This is a genomic window from Brenneria salicis ATCC 15712 = DSM 30166 (assembly GCF_003315515.1).
GTDB classification, from domain to species: domain Bacteria; phylum Pseudomonadota; class Gammaproteobacteria; order Enterobacterales; family Enterobacteriaceae; genus Brenneria; species Brenneria salicis.
The window spans coordinates 39,031-56,901 of record NZ_QNRY01000015.1; the positions used below are offsets into that span (position 1 = coordinate 39,031).

At 64.5% G+C, this 17,871-nt stretch carries 26 protein-coding genes; 4 read left to right on the top strand and 22 right to left on the bottom strand.

Annotated elements, in window-relative coordinates; genetic code table 11:
- Positions 1-145: 145 nt before the first annotated feature.
- From DES54_RS08655 to DES54_RS08730, 17 genes are all read right to left on the bottom strand, one after another.
- Complete coding sequence (locus DES54_RS08655) at positions 146-487, bottom strand: hypothetical protein (protein WP_113866472.1); 342 nt, start codon at positions 485-487, stop codon at positions 146-148.
- Positions 488-577: 90 nt separating this feature from the next.
- Positions 578-820 (bottom strand): DUF2274 domain-containing protein, encoded by a 243-nt coding sequence (locus DES54_RS08660; RefSeq protein WP_113866474.1) that lies wholly within the window; start codon positions 818-820, stop codon positions 578-580.
- On the bottom strand, positions 817-1,377 hold the full coding sequence (locus DES54_RS18880) for a TraB/TrbI/VirB10 family type IV secretion system protein (protein ID WP_240634978.1): 561 nt from the start codon (positions 1,375-1,377) through the stop codon (positions 817-819). The genes DES54_RS08660 and DES54_RS18880 overlap by 4 nt, the downstream gene beginning before the upstream one ends.
- Positions 1,341-1,991: a hypothetical protein gene (locus DES54_RS18885; protein ID WP_240634979.1), complete on the bottom strand. Its 651-nt coding sequence runs from the start codon at positions 1,989-1,991 to the stop codon at positions 1,341-1,343. Before DES54_RS18885 ends, DES54_RS18880 begins: the two co-directional genes overlap by 37 nt.
- Positions 1,988-3,064, bottom strand: coding sequence for a P-type conjugative transfer protein TrbG (trbG, locus tag DES54_RS08670; protein WP_113866477.1), 1,077 nt, complete (start codon positions 3,062-3,064; stop codon positions 1,988-1,990). Before trbG ends, DES54_RS18885 begins: the two co-directional genes overlap by 4 nt.
- Positions 3,061-3,588, bottom strand: coding sequence for a conjugal transfer protein TrbF (trbF, locus tag DES54_RS08675; RefSeq protein WP_240634980.1), 528 nt, complete (start codon positions 3,586-3,588; stop codon positions 3,061-3,063). The genes trbG and trbF overlap by 4 nt, the downstream gene beginning before the upstream one ends.
- 413 nt (positions 3,589-4,001) lie before the next feature.
- Complete coding sequence (locus tag DES54_RS08680; RefSeq protein ID WP_205680202.1) at positions 4,002-4,838, bottom strand: lytic transglycosylase domain-containing protein; 837 nt, start codon at positions 4,836-4,838, stop codon at positions 4,002-4,004.
- A 4-nt stretch (positions 4,839-4,842) separates the two neighbouring features.
- The gene (locus DES54_RS08685) at positions 4,843-5,178 is read right to left on the bottom strand and encodes a DUF736 domain-containing protein (protein ID WP_113866481.1); all 336 of its coding nucleotides are present in this window, start codon (positions 5,176-5,178) and stop codon (positions 4,843-4,845) included.
- 44 nt (positions 5,179-5,222) lie between these two features.
- Positions 5,223-6,050 (bottom strand): DUF2840 domain-containing protein, encoded by an 828-nt coding sequence (locus tag DES54_RS19365; RefSeq protein WP_113866483.1) that lies wholly within the window; start codon positions 6,048-6,050, stop codon positions 5,223-5,225.
- On the bottom strand, positions 6,047-6,301 hold the full coding sequence (locus DES54_RS08695) for a hypothetical protein (protein WP_113866485.1): 255 nt from the start codon (positions 6,299-6,301) through the stop codon (positions 6,047-6,049). Before DES54_RS08695 ends, DES54_RS19365 begins: the two co-directional genes overlap by 4 nt.
- Positions 6,298-6,936 (bottom strand): ParA family partition ATPase, encoded by a 639-nt coding sequence (gene parA, locus DES54_RS08700; RefSeq protein WP_113866487.1) that lies wholly within the window; start codon positions 6,934-6,936, stop codon positions 6,298-6,300. The genes DES54_RS08695 and parA overlap by 4 nt, the downstream gene beginning before the upstream one ends.
- Entirely contained in the window at positions 6,933-8,027 is a 1,095-nt protein-coding gene (locus DES54_RS08705) for a replication initiator protein A (RefSeq protein ID WP_113866489.1), read from the bottom strand. The genes parA and DES54_RS08705 overlap by 4 nt, the downstream gene beginning before the upstream one ends.
- Positions 8,028-8,297, bottom strand: coding sequence for a helix-turn-helix transcriptional regulator (locus tag DES54_RS08710; protein WP_113866491.1), 270 nt, complete (start codon positions 8,295-8,297; stop codon positions 8,028-8,030).
- A 191-nt stretch (positions 8,298-8,488) separates the two neighbouring features.
- A complete protein-coding gene (locus DES54_RS08715) occupies positions 8,489-8,980 on the bottom strand; it encodes a DUF2285 domain-containing protein (protein ID WP_113866493.1) in 492 nt (163 codons plus the stop codon).
- Positions 8,981-9,026: 46 nt separating this feature from the next.
- Positions 9,027-9,281, bottom strand: a complete 255-nt coding sequence (locus DES54_RS19275) for a transcriptional regulator domain-containing protein (protein ID WP_113866495.1) — start codon at positions 9,279-9,281, stop codon at positions 9,027-9,029.
- A 299-nt stretch (positions 9,282-9,580) separates the two neighbouring features.
- The gene (locus tag DES54_RS08725) at positions 9,581-10,423 is read right to left on the bottom strand and encodes a DUF932 domain-containing protein (RefSeq protein ID WP_113866496.1); all 843 of its coding nucleotides are present in this window, start codon (positions 10,421-10,423) and stop codon (positions 9,581-9,583) included.
- A gap of 392 nt (positions 10,424-10,815) precedes the next feature.
- A complete protein-coding gene (locus tag DES54_RS08730; protein ID WP_113866498.1) occupies positions 10,816-11,139 on the bottom strand; it encodes a DUF736 domain-containing protein in 324 nt (107 codons plus the stop codon).
- On the opposite strand from DES54_RS08730, the gene DES54_RS08735 reads away from it, so the two are divergent.
- A complete protein-coding gene (locus DES54_RS08735) occupies positions 11,139-11,333 on the top strand; it encodes a hypothetical protein (protein ID WP_113866500.1) in 195 nt (64 codons plus the stop codon). The two genes, DES54_RS08730 and DES54_RS08735, sit on opposite strands and share 1 nt — an antisense overlap.
- 542 nt (positions 11,334-11,875) lie before the next feature.
- Here DES54_RS08735 and DES54_RS08740 read toward each other — a convergent pair.
- From DES54_RS08740 to DES54_RS18675, 5 genes are all read right to left on the bottom strand, one after another.
- Complete coding sequence (locus DES54_RS08740; RefSeq protein WP_205680203.1) at positions 11,876-12,424, bottom strand: hypothetical protein; 549 nt, start codon at positions 12,422-12,424, stop codon at positions 11,876-11,878.
- A gap of 25 nt (positions 12,425-12,449) precedes the next feature.
- Entirely contained in the window at positions 12,450-12,998 is a 549-nt protein-coding gene (locus DES54_RS08745) for a hypothetical protein (protein WP_113866504.1), read from the bottom strand.
- A gap of 78 nt (positions 12,999-13,076) precedes the next feature.
- On the bottom strand, positions 13,077-13,493 hold the full coding sequence (locus DES54_RS08750; protein WP_113866506.1) for a hypothetical protein: 417 nt from the start codon (positions 13,491-13,493) through the stop codon (positions 13,077-13,079).
- Positions 13,494-13,638: 145 nt separating this feature from the next.
- Positions 13,639-15,186, bottom strand: coding sequence for a hypothetical protein (locus tag DES54_RS08755; protein ID WP_205680204.1), 1,548 nt, complete (start codon positions 15,184-15,186; stop codon positions 13,639-13,641).
- A complete protein-coding gene (locus DES54_RS18675; RefSeq protein WP_205680205.1) occupies positions 15,162-15,689 on the bottom strand; it encodes a ParB/RepB/Spo0J family partition protein in 528 nt (175 codons plus the stop codon). Before DES54_RS18675 ends, DES54_RS08755 begins: the two co-directional genes overlap by 25 nt.
- 478 nt (positions 15,690-16,167) lie before the next feature.
- Here DES54_RS18675 and DES54_RS08760 point away from each other — a divergent pair, with 478 nt between their 5' ends.
- From DES54_RS08760 to DES54_RS18685, 3 genes are read left to right on the top strand one after another with little or no spacing between them, the layout of a single operon-like run.
- Positions 16,168-16,386, top strand: coding sequence for a ribbon-helix-helix protein, CopG family (locus DES54_RS08760; RefSeq protein WP_113866508.1), 219 nt, complete (start codon positions 16,168-16,170; stop codon positions 16,384-16,386).
- Positions 16,383-16,790, top strand: a complete 408-nt coding sequence (locus DES54_RS18680; protein WP_205680206.1) for a DNA methyltransferase — start codon at positions 16,383-16,385, stop codon at positions 16,788-16,790. The genes DES54_RS08760 and DES54_RS18680 overlap by 4 nt, the downstream gene beginning before the upstream one ends.
- On the top strand, positions 16,745-17,857 hold the full coding sequence (locus DES54_RS18685; RefSeq protein WP_205680207.1) for a hypothetical protein: 1,113 nt from the start codon (positions 16,745-16,747) through the stop codon (positions 17,855-17,857). Before DES54_RS18680 ends, DES54_RS18685 begins: the two co-directional genes overlap by 46 nt.
- Positions 17,858-17,871 lie beyond the last annotated feature (14 nt).

Consider the following 17,871-nt stretch of genomic DNA (forward strand, 5'->3'; position numbering starts at 1 on the left):
GCGTATTGCCTCCGTCTGGCGCCCGTCAGGCCGGACGAAGGTCTCAGGCGACGGATCGGAAAATCACCGCCTATAGTTATCATCACAGAGCAACTGATTCAAGTGAAAATATGCCCGGATGGGCATCATACGGGCCGACTGCGGCTCATTTGGACGGGCCGAACAGTTCGTCGAAGATGTCGCCGAACCATGCCTCGAACAAGTCGATCTCGGCCTCCGTCACCGGCACGCGCTCGGGCCAGTCGTCGGTGACGGTCCAGGTCTCGATATCGTGTTTGGGGGGTCGGCCGATGCGCGGGGCCGGCGTCTCGATGTCGTCCTGCGGGATATAGTCGTAGAGGTCGTCGGGCAAAGCGCCGGACACGATATGGAGCCGGCGTTGCGGGCGATCAGCGACGCGCCGGGACATGGGAATCACGTTCTGTGAGATGACCAACCGTAACGACACTCGATCCTTCGCCCTGATGCCGCGCAATTCTTCCAGCATCGGCGGATTGCGCGAACTGTGAAGACGGCGCGCTGCGATACGTCGATCGTATTCTGCGATCGGTCCCGCGATGATGGGTGGGCGTCGGCATTATGATGGCCTGCCCCCGCTCGCCGACGTGCTGCGCTTCGCTTTGGCGAACGCCCGATCGGTGGCGATGAACCGCTCCAGCATGGGTACGATCAGGCGAACGGGATCGGTCGGCGGATTGCCGTTCTCGCGGCCCAGCACATCGGCATAGGCCGTGAGATCGCGATGCAGGTTGGCGGGCAGTTCGACAGTTACCTTCACCGGCTTGTCGTCGGCAATCGGGCCGAGCTTGAGCTTGGTCATGGCGTGGCTCCATAGGGTTCGAGCACGAGATCGCGGATGACGATGACCCGGACGGGGAAGCCCGGCCGGATGGTGAGCGTCGGGGCGATGTTGAGCTGGCGCTGGACGATCTGCCGGCCTGTCTGGCCGATGCTGTCGGAAGCACCGTCGCGGATGGCGCTGAGCAAATCGCTTTCGTCGCTGGACGATCCCGTGTTGGCGCCGATGCTGAGCAGCGTCGAGAGCGCCGCCGCCTTGAACAGTTCCCCCCAATGATAGTCGACGCCATCCTCCAGCCCCGCATAGCCCTCGGCGTCGGCGCCCGGCTGGCGCTCCAGCACGATCGACCGTCCATTGGGCATGATGAGCCGGTTCCAGACCAGCAGCACCCGGCGCTGCCCGAAGCCGACGCCGTTGTCGTACTGGCCGATCAGCCGCGTGCCCTGCGGCAGGAGCAGGATGCGGCCGGTCGGGCTGTCATAGACATTCTCCGTCACCTGAGCGGTGATCTGGCCGGGCAGATCGGAGCGAATGCCGGTGATCAGCGCCGCCGGAATGACCGCACCGGCCTGAAGCACGTTCGGCGATGCGGGCGCTGCGACGGCTGTGGTGCCAAGCCAAGGCTGGTCAGGTCCGGCACGGACGGCGTAGCATTGGCGGCCGTGGTGGCGGACGGCGCGGTAGTCCGCGTCTCGGTCGAAGCGAACAGCTTGCCGGTTCGCGCCGCTTCGATTTCCTGAAGCCGGCGCTGCTCTTCGGCGCTGAGACCCGGCGGAGTCGCGGCGGGTGTGCCAATGCCCGGCGTGGGCACGGGCTGGCCGCGGTTCTGCGCGTCGAGGATCGGGCGGCCGAGATCTCCGGGCAAAGCGGGTCCGAGGATCGGGCCGGTATAGTCGCGCGGCAGACCATTGAGCCCATCAGCGGTCGCGCGGTTCTCGGTCGAATAAAGTTCGGTGTTGCCGCCGCCACCATCACGGGTCTGGAGCGCATAGATCAGCGCGCCGCCAATTCCGACGCTGGCCACCAGGCCGAGGCCGGCGAGAACCTTGCGCGATAGGCGGGTGACGCGCGGCGGCTCGGCCCGCAGGCGCATGGGCGCCACCGGCTCGCCGGTCAGCGGCTTGGCATCATCGTCATTCGGCCCGGGCGTCGGCCCAGGCTTGGCGCTTTTGTCGGGATCGATGTCGCTCACGATGCCGGCCTCCCGTCCGTGCGGGTGATGCGAACGCGCTTCTGATTGTCGCCCGTGCCGAAGCGCAGTTCGGCGGCGGCGAACAGCCGGTCGACGATCATGTGTCGGCCGCGCACCCGGTAGTTCACCAATTCGGAGGTGTTACCCTCGGCACCGACGACGAACAGCGGCGGCATCTCGCCCTGCGCGATGCCGCGCGGGAACTCGATGAACACCTGCCGGCCGTCGTCGAAGGCGCGCAGAGGCCGCCACGGCGCGCGGTCGCCCTCGATCACATAGCGGAAGGAGACGTTGGCGAGATCGACGCCGGATGCGACCGGTTGCGCGGCCTCGGCCTGTTGGTTCTGCCGGCGCAGCGCGATGAGCTGGTCCTGCGGATACTGCCAGGACACCGAGGCCATGTAAGTGCGTTCGGTCGAGCGCAGTTCCATGTGATAGGTGCGCAGGTTGGTGTTGATGACGAGGTTGGTCATCAGCTCGGGCCGCGTCGGCTTGACCAGGATATGCACCTGCTGGGTCGCGCCGGAGCCGCTGAGCGTGTCGCCGATGATCCAGCGCACCGTGTCGCCGGCAGCAACCGGGCCGGAGCCGACGAGTGTTTCGCCGGGCTGGAGCGCGATGTCGGTGATCTGCCCGACGGCGGTATAGACCTGATAGAGCGCACCGCCGGTATAGGGATAGACCTGCATGGCGTTGATGAAGCCGTCGCGGACAGGCTGGATGCGGGCGGCGGCATTGGCCTGGTTGACACGGGCGGCGGGATCGGCCGGCTCCGGCGTCTGGCGCGAACGCTCCACCGGCTTCATCTGCCCCGGTAGCGGCAGAGGACGCGGCAGTTCGACGACGGTGACGGGCGCCGGCGGATCGACGGTCTGCACGGCGGGCGCGGCATCGTCGTAGGCGATCTCGGGGGGCTTCTGCGCCGTGGCGCAGCCGGCGAGCGCCGTTGCGGAGAGCAGTAGAAACGCCAATCCGGTTTTACGGAGAGACGTAGTCTCGCACCCGCCTTTCGGCTGTGGACGTGCGAAGCAGTTCGCCGGAGATCCGGCGGTCAGTTGAGACGGCCGGATCATTGTCCAAGCTCCTTCGACCAGTTGATGGCGTTGACGTAGATTCCGAGCGGGTTGGCCCGGAGCTTTTCGGCGTCACGCGGCGGCGCGACGGCGATGGTGAGAATGGCGGTCCAGCGCGAGGTCTCCGCGAGACTGCCATCCTGATAGCGGCGCTCGACCCAGGCGACGCGGAAGCTGTCGGGGGACGCCCGGATGACGGACGACACCTCGATGGCGATCTGTTGCTTGCCGACCTTGGTGAAGGGGTCGTTGACGCGGGCATAGTCATTGAGCGCCATCGCGCCGCGATCGGTGGTGAACTCGTAAGCGCGCAGCCAGTTCTGCCGGACGATGATCGCATCGGCTGGAATGCTGCGAACCTGCTCGATGAACCGCGCGAGGTGCCAGGCGATCTGCGGATCGGTCGGGCGATAGTCGGCGACGGCCGGGGCGATGGCCTGCGCCTGACCCAGCCGGTCGACCTGCACCACCCACGGCACGATCGAGCCGTTGGCCGATTGCCAGACCAGCGCCCCCGACGCCATGCTGGCGGGCGATCTTCCTGACCTTGGTGAGGAAGCTCTTCGCCTGACCCACCTTCGACGCATCGGAGCGAATGCGGCCGGGCCTGGGGCGAAACCGGTTGTTGTCGTCGTCGGCGCTCATCGGCGGAAATCCGCCCGAAAGCGCCGGTTTCGGGCGAGAGTGCCGTTAAAAACGTGGCGGATGCCGGGTTTGCGGCAACCGGCGGCACCATGCCGCCCTAACGGCGGTGCCGTCCCAAACAGTGTGCAGACAAGGGCTTGGCCCCCGGATCGGACCCATAGGGTGCCGTCCGCTTTAATCTTGCCCTCCCGCCTTCCTACCCCTTCTGCCCGTCCTGACCCTGATTCCTCCTGATCCGATCCAAATCCGCTGCACACTGGAAAGGACCGCCGGCCACACCCAACCACCATGCTCATCGCGGCCCTCCCGTTTCCGCGCGGGCCACGAACAGGCCGCCCGATTGTGGCCCGATCGCCGAGCCATCGCGCACGGGCGTTGCAGCCGAAGTGTCATTCGACCGCACGGGATCGGCGGACGATGTGCGCTCGGCCTGCGCAACGAACAGCGGCGCGCGGGTCCATGACAGCGGATCGGCCGCTGCGACTTCGACCGGCGTGGTGATCACGCCGCCGCCGACCAGCGGTGCGAGCGTGGCGACATAAGCGCGCGTTTCCGCTGGCAACGGACGGCCCGCGAGATGCTCTTCGTATCGACCGGGACCGGCATTGTAGGCGGCGAGAAACCCCGACGATCCGTAGCGGTCATGCAACTCGCGCAGATACGCTGCGCCCGCCATTATGTTGTCGCGCGGATCGTAGGGATCGCTGCCGAGCCGATGACGGGTGCGCAAATCCGCCCAGGTCGCGGGCATGATCTGCATCAGGCCCATCGCGCCCTTGGGCGAGATCGCCCGCACGTTGTTGGCGCTTTCGACGCGCATGACTGCCCTGATCCAGGCCGCCGGGATGCCGAACCGCTGCGCCGCCTCGGCGATATGCGCGGCATGAGGATCGGCCTGGGATGGGCGCTGGACCGGTTCCGGCTGCGCCGAACAGGGCAGCGGCATGGCGACGGAGAGCACGGCGGAAAGCAGAAGGACCGCCGATCGGACGGGTGTTCTGTCTCCGTATCGACACCAGCCTGCCGGCGGATCGTCGAGCGGGACGAAGGGATGAGACGGCCTGTTCGCGAACAAAGGGATGGGGCTTCGACGAGACAGCAGGTGCGGAATTCTGAAGGGATAGCGCATGGCATCACTCCCGCTCGGCGCGCTTGACCGGGCGCGTCCAGTGCAGCGACCAGGCGGCTCCGCCGTCGTCGTCGCGGAACAGGTTGGCGCGGATCGGCTGCGGCAAGGCCGGATCGTCGATCAGCAGCGAGATATATTCGCCCGCGCGCTCGCCGGTGCGTTTCCACCCTGCGCCGATCTCCGGGCCGTCGTCGGCGCCGTGATGGATGCGATAATCCGGCGCATTCTCGGCATCGGACGGCTCGGCCGGAACGATAGTGAGTTCGCGGAAAAGCGTGAGGGTATGGATGCGCCCGACGAAGCCGGTCGTCTCGCGCGTGAACTGGCCGATCTGCGGCATGGAAGTCTCCTGTGCTGGGGTTGGGAACGAGGTGCGGTGCGCCGTCAGCGTGTCGCGGCGCGCCAGACGAAGCGGCCATCGCCGTCCTCGTCGGTGTAGATCGGCGTTGCGCGGCCGATGACGGCGCTAACCGGGATCGGACCGAAATAGCGGCCGTCGAGGCTGTCGCGGACATCCGGATTCATCAGGAAAATCTCGTCTCCGGCGATGCGGCGGCAGCCCTGCCAGACCGGCAGGTCGCGACCCGTCCGGTCGCGGTCGAGCGCCGCGCCAAGCTCGATCCCATCGACCGTGATGGTGCGGCGGACGCGGCAGACCTCTTGCCCCGGCAGCGCCATGACGCGCTTGAGCAGCGGCACGCCGCGGCCGATATAACCGCGCTCCACCATGAATTCGGCGAGCGCTTCTGGAGGATCGACCGCGACCAGATCGGGGACAATGAGATCGCCGGGGAGATCGCCCGGCGGATCGATGTCGTAGAGGCCGATCGCCTGGATGGCGTCGATGTGGCGGAGCACCTGTTCGACCTTCGGCCAGCCTTCGATCTTCAGCAGGATGTCACCGCCGGGACGCACGAAGGGCAGCGTCTGATACGGTTCATGCGGCTCCACCGCGCGCACGATATCGATGCGCGAAATGATCGTGCCGAAGTCGTTGGAGGCCCACCGAACGAAGGCAAAGATGGTGTCCGGCCGGAATGCGAAGACGCGGCGGCGACGGTCGAGGATCTGTTCATGCGCTTCACGGCCGAACCTGATCCAGTTCTCGATCTTCTTCTCGACATGGGTGAGTTCGACGCGGGTCAGGCTGTCAGATGGAAGCGCTGACGGCACGGGGCCGCCGCGCACGCGGGGAGCCGCGTTGCCGGTCATGAGGGGTCTCCTTCGGTGGGTGGAAATTCGCGCGCGAGCAGATCGCGCAGCATGTTGGCGACGGTGATCCCGCGCCCGAACGCCACAATCTTGATGCGGCCGCGCAGCTCCGGCGCGATATCGATCGTCAGCCGGGCGGAGAACGCAGTGCCGCCGCCCGCGCGGGTCGATGACGGCTCGCTCGCCTTGATCCAGCTCTCGGGATCGGCTGGGCGTGCCGCAAAGCCGCGTTTCGGGGATCGTTCGCTCATGGTGCGAACCTGCCGATTTCGGCGGCGAGCGCGGCGATCTCGCGCGCAGCGAGACTGTCGGCATCGATCTCTGATGCGAGCCGCCCGGATTGCGCGGCGTCTGCGAAGACGACGCGCTGGCCGATGGTGCTGGCGAGCAAGGGCGGATCGTGGTCGGCCAGCGTCTCAGCCGTCTCACGGGCGATCATGGTGCGTGCGCCACAGCGATTGAGCACAAAGCGCGCGGCAAGCTCGGGCCGGTAGATGCGCGCCTCCGTCAGGAGCGCCAGCATCTCGGCCGAGGCCCAGCCGTCGAACGGTGACGGCTGCACCGGGATCAGCACGAGATCGGCGGCGAGCAAAGCCGAGCGCATCAGCCCGGCGACGCGGGGCGGTACGTCTATGACGATATGATCGACATGGCGCGCCAGCTCGGGAGCCTCGCGGTGCAAGGTGTCTCGGGCCACGCCGACGACGCCGAACAGCCGTGGGCGGCCCTCACGCCCCCGTTGCTGCGACCAGTCGAGCGCCGAGCCTTGCGGGTCCGCATCGATCAGCGTGACGCGATGGCCGGTCCTCGCCCATTCTCCGGCGAGATGCAGGGCCAGCGTGGTCTTGCCGACACCGCCCTTTTGATTGAGCAGGGCGACGATCATGGCACCCGCCTTGATCGTCCGGCGGCACCGGCACCATGGCTCGCGCCCGCGCGCGTCAAAGACAAAGAGTTAGAGTCTTGGTTAAACTCTAAGTTAGCGGTCGGATTCTGCGTTTCGGGACAAAGTGTTAACTGCGGTCCGTGCGCCCGAAATCCCGATAGTCCTGCGCCCGAAGTCCCGATACCGTTTGCGCCCGAAGTCACGAGCATTTCCACAGCCTCGTCCACAGGCACTGTGGATAACCGGGAGGGCCGGATTTGCAGCAGTTCGCGCCGCCCCTCGCGCCAAATGTCGAGGCGGTAGCCGGGCAGCGGCTGGCGGGCGACGATGCGGCGAATGTCGAGCGCGAAGTCGGACGGCCGCGCCAGGCTGCCGGACTTCTCGTGGTGATGGGCGACCTCGAAGACCCAGCCATGGACCTGACGGCCGGCGTGCTTGCGGGCGACGCGGTAGAGCCAGCGTTCGATGCCGCCGGTTAGCCGGAAATAGTCGGGGTCGATGGTCAGGACCAGCGAGCGGTCGATGACGCCGCGATAGAACCAGTCGGGCAGCACGAACTCCATGCCCTCGACGCGGCCGTCATGGGTGGTCATCTCCTCCCATTCGTTGATCCAGGAGAACTGGTGCCGCCGCCAGTGCTCGCCATGGCGGATGGTCGTGGCGATGACGGTCGATTGCAGGCGGGCGAAGGCGCCCTTGAGCAGCCGGTACTCGCGCGCGCCCGTTCCCCGGCCGATCGCCATCAGGAGCTGGTACGGCGTGAAGCGCAGGAAGCGCGATGTCTTCAGGCCGTGGTTCTCGGCCTCGACGATCTGCGAGGCCGCCCAGATCAGCACATCGGCGTCCCAGATGGTCGCCATGCCATGCTCGGGCATGGCGAAGACCTCGACGCGGACGCCGCCGGATTCGTAGAGGATCGGCGCCACGCGCTTGGCCTTGGCGAGCGAAAAGAACGGACGCTCCATCAGGTCGCGCTGGTCGCGGGGGCTGGCATCGCCCGTCGCGACGACGAAGGGATCGAGCCGCGCCCGCTCGCTGCCGGCAAGGCGCTGCGCGCGCCGTGCGGCGTCGTGGGAGGGACCGCCGGACATTCAGCGTGCGCCCCGCTCGGCGGGGGTCAGGGGACGGGCCGGAAAGACCCGCTCGGCGTCCTTGTCGGTGGTGGATTTGCGGGCGGCGACCGCCGTCCAGGCTTGCAGATCCTCCAGCGCATAGACGACGCGCCCGCCGATCTTGCGATAGGTCGGGCCGGTGCCGTAGGTACGGTGCTTCTCCAGCGTCCGTAGCGAGATGCCGAGAAAGCGGGCCGCATCGGGCGTGCGCAGGAATCGGGGCGGCAGCCCCGTCTTCGGGTCGATCATGATTGGACCTCCGGGTCGGGTTCGGCGGCTGTCGGCGGCGACAGCGGGCTATGGCGAACCGTGGCGGAGGATCGGCGGCTTGCAGCGTGCCGGAATCAGGGGGGTGTGAATTCGGCACCCGATGCCGGACTCAAAGGGTTGACGATCCGGCACCCCGGAGGTGTCGGCTCAAGCGCAGGCTACGCCGCTCTTCAGCGGCGGCGTGGCAGGCGGACGGGATAATGGAGCAACTCGCGATAGCCGCCGCGCATGTAGAACAGGCCGTCGGCGACGAGACGGCGGACCTGGTTCTTCAACGGGCTGACTTCCCAGTCATTCTTCGACCGACCGCGAAAGCCGAGCAGCGCCTCGGCGATGACGCGATAGCTGGCGCCGGCCAGTTTTGCGTCGAGCGCGCGCAGGATCAGGACGTGCCGATCGCGAGTTTGCGACGGAAGGTCGTGCCGCCGGTCACCGGGCGGGCGTCCGGCCAGCGCCAGCCAGAAGCGCAACGCGGCTTCGGCGCGCAACTCGAACAGCGTGTCGAGCGGCAGGATGACGACGAAGCCTGTCGGACCTTCGGGCGGAGCGTTCGCGAGCCAGAAGCGATGCTCCCCGTCCGATCCGCGCCATAGGCCGTGCCAGCCTCTGTCGACGGCCGCTCGTGCAGAGAGACCGGGAAGCCCCGGCAGCACGATGGGCATGGCGAAGTCACCGGGCGGATCACCCGAGGGGCAGAGTTCGAAGGCGTCAGGCTGAAGCGCGGGCGCCCAGAAGAGTGTGGCCCGATCGGCGGGCTGGTCCGGGTCCGCCGCGAAATCGCAACCCCCAGCGGTTAGCGAACGCGGTCTGCGCCCCGGTGTCGTGGCGCGGTTTCTGCTTCAGGCGATGGAAGTCGCGGCGATACTCTTCGTCGCGACGCAGATACTCCCAAGCAAAGCCGGCGGCGGGAATGCTCCGAGCATGTCCATAGGCGGCCGGCGCGCGCCAATCAGAACTCGGCATGGCGTCACCTCTTTTCTTCCAGCATGGGATCGGCGCTGGAAAGACGAAGTGTCCACAGCTTGAGATATGCTTTGAAGTCAGCGTTATCGGATATTTAGATCGCGCAAAGCGATCAATATTGGTGAATTTTTACTTAACATTGCGGACGTGTTTTGGCGAGCCGGGCGCAGCCCGGCGAGCGGCGGCCGTGGCGACGACACGGCCGCGCCGCCGATCCGGGTCCGCGGATCGGCGGAAAATCGGACAGCCGCAGACAGGGAAAGCCGTGCAGCTGGAAACCCGGCTGCACGGCTCCACGATCATCCGCGTTTCAGGCGCTGCATCCCTTCGGCCAGCGTCCACAGCGCACGGTTCAGACCGACATTCTGGTCGATGCCGTTGATGGCGCGGGTCTGGCTGCGACGGATACGGCCATCGGCATTGGTGCGCCGCCCCTCCAACCCGCCGCGTATCATGTTCTCCTGAATGACATTGAACGTGCTCCACAGGCTTTGCCCGACATCCTCGCGGCGGCGCGGGGCGATGATCTGATCGGGGCGGACGGGGCTTTCGTCCTCGCCATAGCGAGCGACAAGGCTCGCCTCGGCCAATACGCGCTGTTCGTCCTGCGACAGCCGGGTCTCCTTCATCGTCTCGGTCGCATCGATCAAACGGGGGAAGTCCTCCGCGACCGTATAGACGCCCTCGATGATCTGATCCTGAATGCCGCCCTTGTGGAGGACGCGGACTTCCTCGAAGCGCTCGCCTGCGATCATGCTGTTGGTGCAGACGAAGCGCAGCATCCCGGCGAACATCTGATACGCCGACGTCCCGTCATGGCTGTTGACGATGATGACTTCCGCCGCCTCCGGCTTGCCGATGCCGTCATCCCGGCGCAGGCGCAGCATGTGCTTGGCGTGGCCGTGGCGGCTGTCGTCGCGCGGCACGGACTGCACGGCAAAGAACGGAAACCATCCCTCCTTCCGCAGCCCCCCCACGATCTCGATGGTGGGGACGTACACATAGCGGTCCGACCGGCTGTCATGAGCCTCGCGGGCGAAGACGGACGGGACGTGTCGGTAAAGGGCTTCGTTGTCGAGGGCTTCGCGTCCGCTGATCTGGTGGCTGTTGCGGCCGAACCGGGTGGCGAGTTGATGATACATGATCTGTCTCCGTGGGGTCTGGGTTGGAGCGCAGCGCTGCGCTGCAACCCTGGCCGTCGCCGAGACCGGGGTAGCAAGGTGCAAGGGCGGCCGGGCCGGAGGGGGGATCACCCGGCCTGCACGGAACGGAGGAACGACGTGGAGGAAGGCCGGGGACACCGGCCCGGACGAGCGTCAGCGATCCCTTGCACCGCGCGGGGGCAGCGCCCCTAGCCAGACCCGCCAGGCATGAGCGCCAGCGGGCGCCGGGCATCAGGAGCTGATCGGGATGTGCAAAGCCGCAAACCCTGAAAACGCTACATCCTGATCGCCGTATTTCCTGACAGGTGGTGGCGGCCATGACCATGACGAAGCCCCGCTCGGGCGAGCGGGGCTTCGGGAGATGTCCGGTCTCAGTCGCCGTTGCGGCGGGACCAGATGAGATTGTGACCTTCGCCGTCCTCGCCCTCGACCAGGCTGGCGTAGATCGGTGCCGGGAAGCTCGGATCGTCCAGCTTGACGGAGAGATATTCGCGCTGCGTCTCGCGGGCGGTCTTCTTCCAGGCCGCGCCGAATTCCGTGGCCCCGGCGAAGATACGGAAGTCGGGGCCGCGCTCGCTGTCGCCCTCGGTCGGGACGAATTTCACGGTCTTGACGTTGAGGGTCAGGGTCTTGACCGCGCCGGTGAAGCCAGCCGAGCCGTTGTCGTTCTTGGTGAAGGTGCCGATGGTCGCCATTGCCGTGTTCCTTTTCGCATCCGGCCGCGCCTATCGCGACCTCGATGGTGGTCGTGCGACCGGGGACGATCGGCCCCGCACCCGGAGGGCTGGAACGCAGTGGAAGGCGTGCGGCGACGGCTTTTTTGCTTCGCGATGCAAAGCCGCAGGCGGCGGAAAAAAGCTGGCGACGGACGTTGCGGGAAGACGAGTGAGGCGCAGCCGGTCTTCGGTCAGACCCGATCCATTCGAGGACGCCGTGGCGTGGCTGTCAGGGAAACAGAGGAACACGGCACTGGTGGCGATCGGCCTCCGTGTCGGACCCGACTACGGCGGTGTATATCAGCTCGCGTCAATCTTACGCCTAACCTTCGACGGCAAGACCTTCACATCTCCCATGAGCAGACATGGCGCTTCCCGATCTTCACGTTCTTCGCAGCGCCATGGTTGGCGGGCCGGAGACGATCACCGATGGCGCAACGTGACCGTTCTCACCAACCGGCAATCCAAACTTGCGCGCGCACTACCCGACCGAAAATGTCGATCCCGAGAACGGAGATTACGGGCTCATGGTCCTGCCGTAGGTGCTGCGCGCGGATGTCTCCATGCCTTCGCTCACCCGAGCGAGGCTCCATCAGCGGAAGGGCTACCAACCGCCGCTCTTCGCGTTAGCGATTGAAGCCGAACGGCGGAAACGCGCCTTTCGCGTGGTCCCGGCGAAGCCGAAAGCGCGGCCCGTAAGGCAACGCCTGCATTTTTACTTCATTCTAAAGCGTGCCAACTCTCGAATTTTTTCGATGTAGGTCCGGGCAACCTCTTTCGCCCTACTGCGCCCGAGCCCTTCTTTTCTCATACGCTTAAAGACTCCATCAAAATACAACTTGTCCCAATGCGCTCGAAATCCGGTATCCGGAACTTCCAAAATCATCTTTGGCAGATTGAGATCATGTATCAATCTGTCTCCAACCTTTCCAGATTGGATATATAGCGCATTCGACTGAAGTATGTGCTCGACGAGAATGCCTTGTTTCGCGATATCGAACTCTATTACGGCGGCCCGTTCCGTTGGACGCTGAAACCGGAGAAAGAGGGCGACGTGATCGGGACGCTTCGGCAGGCCTCCCCATTGGACCACGACATCGCCTGCTGGAAAATGTGCCTGCACTCGGATGACTTCAGCCAAGTCGGGACGCTTTGTCGCATCCAAAATAATTAAAGGAATGAGCCGTCCATGCCCCGTACCGACAGTCGCGATTGCAGCGTCGCCAACTATCGGCACTACCTGCGCTTCCTCTGCGCTGTTCATATTAACTGCAGAGTATCGCTTTGGTCTAAGTCTCATCGCGATATTCCTGCACCAAGATTGGGGCAACGCTGACGTTCTCGCGGTGCGTGTCTGTCAGTATTAGGCGATAGGATTCTATATCTCGGTCGAGCAACATAGGGGCTGGGATATGAAAGCGAAGCCATCCTGAAATCGCATTGTGTGCCGATACTGATGCGGGAACAGCAAGGGTCTCGTCTTGTCCTTTTACAAAGGACGGGGCTAAGCGCTCGTTGGCTCGAATTTTCATCGTCATTTGTACCCGATCCGTTGTTAGGTACGTGATCGAGAGATCCACTTCCGCTACCGCGTTGTTACTGTCGGTCGGATTCGTCACTGTTATGAGGAAGGCATAGACCCGACCGTTGCCATCTTTAGCATCTTGGAAATATCCATTGACCAACGATGGGACCAAGCGAGGAAGGCGGCGCTTCTCTTGTTCATTCGCGAGCTTACGCCCCTGCCACGTAAAATATAAATTGACAATTGAGATGCAAAATCCAGCGACGGCAATGGTTCTTGTGAGGTCAAACCATTCTAGAAGGGGCGCAGTCATTCGTTGCTAATCCCTCTAGCGTTTAGGGTCGTCGGATTTATCGCAAACTTTGCTCAAAAAGAGAAGGCTTGCGCCGCGTCAACTCGACTTAGTATCCAACGGTGCCGACAATCGCATTAGCGCCGATATGCCGACCAAACCGCCGCCGATGATGCAGAATATCTGCCGCCAGATTTCGGACGGCACGGCCTCGCGCGTAACGCCGTGGACAAGGGCGTAGCCCGCGACGGCGGCGGGTGCAGCGAAGACCAGCGCTACGATCAGGCGCAGGACCGGCGAACGCAGGGACGCAAAGGCAAACATCAACAGGCCATAGGCTGCGGCCCCGGCGACAAGGCCGACAAGACCCGCGCTGATCAGGCCGGAACCGGTGGCGTAGGCGAAGCGCGCCGTTTCGACGGCGAGCATGAAGGGCAGCGCATAGACGGCGAGCGTATAGGCCAGGACGCTCAGTCCTGCGATCAGCGCTACGCTCATCAACATCACGGCGATCATGACGGTTCTCCATAGCGCCGAAGACGGTGGCCGTCATCGGACAGTCGAGGTCAGCCGGTAGCGCGGTGAACACCGCGCGACCGGAATTTCGGAGGTATCGGATGGGAGAAAGGCCGGGACCGCTGATGCGATCCCGGCCCGATCCTCACTCGGCGGCGATCTGGAAGGCGTCACCATCTTGGCCGTCCAGCCAAGCGGACGGTACGGTCCGCATGACACCGGGGAGCCATCCAGTCCCGGCCAGAAGCTGTTCGGCGGCTTCCGCCATCTCCGTCTTCTTCAAGCCCGCGATCCGCTCCGCCGCGTCGTAGCTGACGGTTTCGCGCACGGCGGCGAGGATATGCGCCTTGGTGACGCGGCCGAGATAGGTCCGCACGGTCGGCGTCCAATGCGCGGTCATGTCGAGGGCCACCGCCGTCGCCAGCTTGTCGGCCGTCGCATGGGCGTGGGGCTTGCGCTCCCAAGGCTGCTCAACCGCGTTGACAGTAAGGGAGGCGCAATGAGCAAACAGCGCCATGACGCTGGCATGGTCCAGACCGGCGATGAAGCCCCACAGGTCCGCCACATCACGTGGCATATCTGCCGCCCATCCGGCATGACGATCCGCAAGCGCCTTACCCGCCGCCGTGTCCTCGATGCCGTCCGCGTGAGAAGCGAGATAGCTGCTGGTCGGGCGGATTTCGAGGCAAGCGGCGTCCACACCGCGATAGAAGGTCTGCACCGCTAACGCATGCGTGACGGCGATCAGCGCCATATCCGGCTGCTCGCCAAGGGCAAGGCGAAGGCCCAGCGTCCGGTGCGAGGTCAAGTCACGGATGAGAACGTCCGACAGCGGCTTGCCTGCATCGCCTGCGTCCTCGTCCTCGGCCTCCGACACGGGAACGGTGTCGCCGTCCGCATCATGGTCGCCGTCTTCGATGATCTCGCCATCGCTGTTGACGCGAACGCCGTCCACCACGCTGCCGCCTTCGCCGCCCGCATCCTCTTCGGGTTCCGGCTTCTCGTCCTCGGCCCGAATGAAGCCCCGCTCGATACGGGCTTCCCCATCATGGGACAGGATGACGAACACACCGCCGCGCGCGATCTCGTCGGCATCATAGGCGTGACGCAGGGCGTCGATACGCTCGATCTCGGCTTCAAGCGCCCCGAACCGCTGATCCACGTCGTCGGGCAGTTCCTCGGCGCTGTCATACTGCTCGGTCAGCGCATCATATTCGCCCTGCGCGGCGGCATAGGCGGCCTCGTCTTTTTCCGACAATGCCACGGGATGCGGATAGGCGCGGCGCAGCCCGTTGCCGTGGGGATAGTCGATATGGACCGAAGCCCATTTCCAACCTTCCTCCGTCTTCACAGCTTCCGCGATCTCGTCCAGCTTCTCGATGACAACTCGGTCCAGAAGTGCCGCGTCCTCATAGAAACCGCCGCGATCCTCGGTGAACAGGTCGCGCAGGATCACGCCGCCCGCTTCGGTATAGGCCTCCGCGCCGACGAAGGTCGCCCGGCGATCCGTCGCCGCGATGTGCAGCCGGGTCAGGTCGCGGCGAATGGTCGAGGGGTCCTTGTTCCACGACAGGTTCTCGTAGACCTGCTCCTGCCGGGCCGGATCGTCCACGATGGCGAAGGCCATCAACTGCTCCAACGTCAGCCCGCCGTCTCGGTAGACCTGCATCAGCTTGGGGCTGACTGCACCCAACGCATCCGCTGCCGCACGACAGGGGCCGTGACGCCGAACCGGGCGGCGATTTCCTCCGCGCCCCAGCCGCGCGTTTCGGCAAGCTCCCGGAAGCGCTCGAACTGATCGGCGGGCGAGAGGTCTTCGCGGGTGACGTTCTCGTCCAGACTGATTTCGCTGGCGTCGTTCACGGTGTCGATGACGCACCGGATCGGTTCGGTCTTCTTGATCTGCTCGCGCTTAACGCGCAACAACTGTGCCAGCCTGCGGCCTTCACCGATGCTGACCAGATAGAAGCCGGTCGCAGCTCCGTGCGCATCTAGCTCCGGCTCCACCACGAGGTTCTGCAGGATGCCCTTGGCGTGGATGCTCGCCGCCTTCGCTTCGATGGACGCTTCGCTGTGCGGCGTCTTGCGGGCGTTGTTCGGATGCTTCTTGAGCTTGTTGAGCGGGATGAACACCTCTGTGCCGGTCACGGTCACAGCGGCGGGTGTGGCGGTCGTCTCGATGGCGATGGTCGTCATGATCTTGCTCCTATTGGGCTTGGGTTTCCGCGCAGCGGGAGCGCCGCGCTGAAACCCTGCCCGTCGGCGAGACTGGGGTAGCAGAGGGCAAGAGCGGGCGGACGGAGGGGGATCACCCAGCCTGCACGAACGGATTCCCGTCATTCGCAAGATGGCAAATCTTGATCCGTGAGGAAGGTTGGGGAGACCGACCGGCCGCTCTTGCCCGCCGCGAGGGCGGAGCCCTTAGCGAACAGCCCCGGCCAGAGCGGAGTGGAGGTCGGGCCGATGGATCGGATCAGGGTACTTGCTGCTGAAGCCTGAAATCCTATTTCCCTGATCACCGCACGTTCAGGACGATGTGCGGAAGGGGGGCAAACCGAAGCTTATGAAAACGCAGAGGAACAGTCTTTTCCTGCGAGTCAAAGTGATGCACTGTGTTGCAACTCGAATCACATTCCGCTAAGGTGAACAATAGGGGAACATCAGGAGGCCCGCCATGAGTGAACGATCAAAAAAGCTCGGCCCCCGGGTCACCGTTAGCGTCACGCCGGGAGACTACGACACGCTGAACACGCTCGCGAACAAGGATGATGTGTCCATTTCGTGGGTCATACGGCGCGCTATCAACGAATATTTGCGTCGGCATCATCAGCCGTCGCGGGCATTGGGGCGGCCGGCGCCCGAAAAGCGACCGGCGGCACCGGAGCGCACATGACACAAATGAAAATGCCGGGGGAGTCCGATCGCATGCCATACATTCAGCCCAGGCCACGCAGATCCGTGCCGTCGATGCCGGAAAAGTCCCTGGACGCGCTGTATCGGCGGCCGCTGGCCGCAAAGCGCAACGGTGCCCTTTACGGGGCCTTTCCGTACCCGACAAAAATCTCGCCGGAAGCGATTGCCCTCTATATCGCCGCCCACACAAAACCCGGCGACACCGTGTTCGACGGATTCGGGGGTAGCGGAACCACCGGCCTGGCCGCATTGCTTTGCGAGAGGCCCACGGACGAACTGCGCGCCGAAGCGGTCCGGTTGGGCTTGAATGTACAGTGGGGTGCCCCCGCAATGCCGTATTGTACGAACTGGGCGCGCTCGGCGCGTTTGTGGGGCGGACATTGACCAATCCGCCCGATCCCGTTGCCTTCAGGAAGGCCGCCGAAGATGTGCTGACCGCCGCCGAAAGCGAAGACGGCTGGATGTACGAGGCGCGCGACCCGTCTGGTGCGAAGGGCTCTATCCGGCATCTGATCTGGAGCGACAATCTGCGCTGCCCCGGCTGCAACAGCGTCGTCGCGTTGTGGGATGCATGCGTTTCACTCGACCCGGCGGAAATTTCCTCGAACTTCTCTTGTCCGAAATGCCGCCATGAGAGTCCGATGGATCAGGTGCAGCGGGTCACTGTTCAGGAGCGCGACGACGTTCTGGGCGAGAAGCGTGCGTTGCGCGGACGAACCATGGCCCGTGTGTATGGTGCAACCGGGAAAAAGCGCTGGTCTCGTCCGGCCACAGCCGCTGACTTGGCCCTTCTAAAAAAGATAGATGCCGAACCGATCCCGTCTTCCGTGCCGCAGGCGCTCATTCCGTGGGGCGACCTCTATCGGAAGGGTTACCATCAGGGGATTACGCACGTTCATCATTTCTACACGCGGCGCAATCTCATCGTTTTCGCTCGCATGTGGGACCGCGTGGAATCCTATCGCGGGGCACTCCGTGAAGGGTTGCGATTCTGGCTGCTGAGCTACAACGCGGCCCACGGCACGATCATGACGCGCGTCGTGGCAAAATCCGATCAGAAAGACCTGGTTGTCACCAGCGCGCAGCCCGGCGTTCTCTATGTTAGCGGCCTGCCTGTCGAGAAGAATTTCTTTGCTGGATTGCGGCGTAAGCTGACAACGATTTCGCAGGCGTTTGAGATCATTTACGGCAGCAGCGGAAAGGTCGAAGTCGTCCAAGGCTCAAGCTGTAAAGTCGGACTGCCTTCCGGGAGCATCGACTATGTGTTCACTGACCCGCCCTTTGGGGCCAATATACCGTACGCGGAACTCAGCTTCATAAACGAAGCGTGGCTCAAGAGATTCACTGACCGGACGGACGAGGCCACATTGTCAGTCCCGATCAGGACAAATCTATCAACGAATACCAGGAGCTGCTTACCCGGTCGTTCAGAGAGGCGCGCCGGATATTAAAGCCATCCGGCAAG

Bases quoted from the DNA above. Each gene is read 5' to 3' on its own strand.
- DES54_RS08695 (WP_113866485.1), bottom strand. From the start codon at position 6,301: ATGAGCGAACGATCCCCGAAACGCGGCTTTGCGGCACGCCCAGCCGAT.
- DES54_RS18675 (WP_205680205.1), bottom strand. From the start codon at position 15,689: ATGACGACCATCGCCATCGAGACGACCGCCACACCCGCCGCTGTGACC.
- DES54_RS08705 (WP_113866489.1), bottom strand. From the start codon at position 8,027: ATGTCCGGCGGTCCCTCCCACGACGCCGCACGGCGCGCGCAGCGCCTT.
- DES54_RS08715 (WP_113866493.1), bottom strand. From the start codon at position 8,980: ATGCCCATCGTGCTGCCGGGGCTTCCCGGTCTCTCTGCACGAGCGGCC.
- parA (WP_113866487.1), bottom strand. From the start codon at position 6,936: ATGATCGTCGCCCTGCTCAATCAAAAGGGCGGTGTCGGCAAGACCACG.
- trbG (WP_113866477.1), bottom strand. From the start codon at position 3,064: ATGATCCGGCCGTCTCAACTGACCGCCGGATCTCCGGCGAACTGCTTC.
- DES54_RS19275 (WP_113866495.1), bottom strand. From the start codon at position 9,281: ATGCCGAGTTCTGATTGGCGCGCGCCGGCCGCCTATGGACATGCTCGG.
- DES54_RS08660 (WP_113866474.1), bottom strand. From the start codon at position 820: ATGACCAAGCTCAAGCTCGGCCCGATTGCCGACGACAAGCCGGTGAAG.
- DES54_RS19365 (WP_113866483.1), bottom strand. From the start codon at position 6,050: ATGACCGGCAACGCGGCTCCCCGCGTGCGCGGCGGCCCCGTGCCGTCA.
- DES54_RS08725 (WP_113866496.1), bottom strand. From the start codon at position 10,423: ATGTATCATCAACTCGCCACCCGGTTCGGCCGCAACAGCCACCAGATC.
- DES54_RS08740 (WP_205680203.1), bottom strand. From the start codon at position 12,424: ATGAACAGCGCAGAGGAAGCGCAGGTAGTGCCGATAGTTGGCGACGCT.
- DES54_RS08745 (WP_113866504.1), bottom strand. From the start codon at position 12,998: ATGACTGCGCCCCTTCTAGAATGGTTTGACCTCACAAGAACCATTGCC.
- DES54_RS08710 (WP_113866491.1), bottom strand. From the start codon at position 8,297: ATGATCGACCCGAAGACGGGGCTGCCGCCCCGATTCCTGCGCACGCCC.
- DES54_RS08680 (WP_205680202.1), bottom strand. From the start codon at position 4,838: ATGCGCTATCCCTTCAGAATTCCGCACCTGCTGTCTCGTCGAAGCCCC.
- DES54_RS08750 (WP_113866506.1), bottom strand. From the start codon at position 13,493: ATGATCGCCGTGATGTTGATGAGCGTAGCGCTGATCGCAGGACTGAGC.
- DES54_RS08655 (WP_113866472.1), bottom strand. From the start codon at position 487: ATGCTGGAAGAATTGCGCGGCATCAGGGCGAAGGATCGAGTGTCGTTA.
- DES54_RS08760 (WP_113866508.1), top strand. From the start codon at position 16,168: ATGAGTGAACGATCAAAAAAGCTCGGCCCCCGGGTCACCGTTAGCGTC.
- DES54_RS08730 (WP_113866498.1), bottom strand. From the start codon at position 11,139: ATGGCGACCATCGGCACCTTCACCAAGAACGACAACGGCTCGGCTGGC.
- DES54_RS18680 (WP_205680206.1), top strand. From the start codon at position 16,383: ATGACACAAATGAAAATGCCGGGGGAGTCCGATCGCATGCCATACATT.
- DES54_RS08685 (WP_113866481.1), bottom strand. From the start codon at position 5,178: ATGCCGCAGATCGGCCAGTTCACGCGCGAGACGACCGGCTTCGTCGGG.
- trbF (WP_240634980.1), bottom strand. From the start codon at position 3,588: ATGGCGTCGGGGGCGCTGGTCTGGCAATCGGCCAACGGCTCGATCGTG.